This window comes from Caulobacter sp. P1_B12_2, from assembly GCF_056406675.1.
The window spans coordinates 1-1,157 of the sequence record NZ_JBFTZS010000760.1 but is presented as its reverse complement, the minus strand read 5'-3'; the positions used below and the strand labels follow the sequence as shown (position 1 = coordinate 1,157).

Below are 1,157 nucleotides of genomic sequence, written 5' to 3'. Positions count from 1 at the left end.
ATCCGCTTCCAGGCGGTGACCGTGATCTACGACGTCGGCGAGGCGCCGGTGTTCGACGGCTTCGACCTCGAGGTCGAACCGGGCGAGATCGTCGCCCTGCTGGGTCCCAGCGGCAGCGGCAAGACCACCCTGCTGAACCTGCTGTTGGGCCTGGCGCCGTTGAGCGGCGGCGAGGTGTCGATCGGCGATCACCGCCTGTCACATCTGGGCTCGATCGCGGCGTCGGTCGCCTGGGCCGGCCAGGCCCCCGTGGTGCTGCCGGGAACCCTGGCCGACAATCTGGCGCTGGCCCATCCGGGCGCGACGGGGGACGCGCTCGAGCACGCCGCCCGGGCCGTCGGCCTGGACGCCGTGCTTGACGGCCGAGGCGGTCTGGACACTCGGCTCGACGAGCGCGGCGCCGGCCTTTCCGGCGGCGAGCGGCGGCGGCTGGGCCTGGCCCGGGCCATGCTCAAGCCCGCCCCGATCCTGCTGCTGGACGAGCCGACCGCCGACCTCGACGCCGCCTCGGAGCAGGCCCTGCTGCCGATCCTCCGGACCGCCGCCAAGGGCCGCACGACGCTGATCGCCACCCATTCGGAAGTCGTCGCCGCCTTGGCAAACCGCGTGGTGCGCCTGTGAGCGGCCCCCTCGCCGCCCTGATCCGAGAACAGCGGAAACGTCACGCCGACGGCCTGCGCCTCGCCGCGATCTCGGCCGCCGTGGTCGGGGCCGGAGCGGTGCTGCTGCTGGGCCTGTCGGGCTGGTTCCTGACCGGGGCGGCGATCGCCGGCCTTGCGGGATTGGCCTCGGCCCAGGCCTTCAACGTGCTGCTGCCCAGCGCCGGCATCCGCCTGCTGGCCATTCTGCGCACCGCCTTCCGCTATCTGGAGCGCCTGAGCGGCCACATCGCCGCGCTCAAGGCCCTGGCCGCCATCCGCCCCACCCTCTACGCGTCCCTGGCCGCCGCCCCGCCCGCCCAGGCCCTGGCCCTATCGCGCGGCGAGGCCTCGGCCCGACTGGTGCAGGACGTCGATGCGGTCGAGACCCGGCTGATCCGCCTTTCCGCCCCCTGGGGCGCGGGCGCCGCCGTCGCCGCCGGTATGGCCATGACCGCCCCCGCCGGCTGGGCGAGCGCACTTGTCGTGGCGTCGGCCGTCGCCGCGACCGTGCTGGGC

Annotated in this window: 1 protein-coding gene and 1 pseudogene; both read left to right on the top strand. The window is 74.8% G+C overall.

The genetic code is table 11. From position 1 onward, the window contains the following. Nucleotides 1-621: ATP-binding cassette domain-containing protein (locus tag AC1DZ6_RS25560; protein WP_477099885.1), on the top strand; the 621-nt coding region annotated here is incomplete at its 5' end. Next, nucleotides 618-1,157 (top strand): annotated as a pseudogene (locus AC1DZ6_RS25555) (amino acid ABC transporter ATP-binding/permease protein); the annotation flags it as partial. The gene AC1DZ6_RS25560 and the pseudogene AC1DZ6_RS25555, both read left to right, overlap by 4 nt.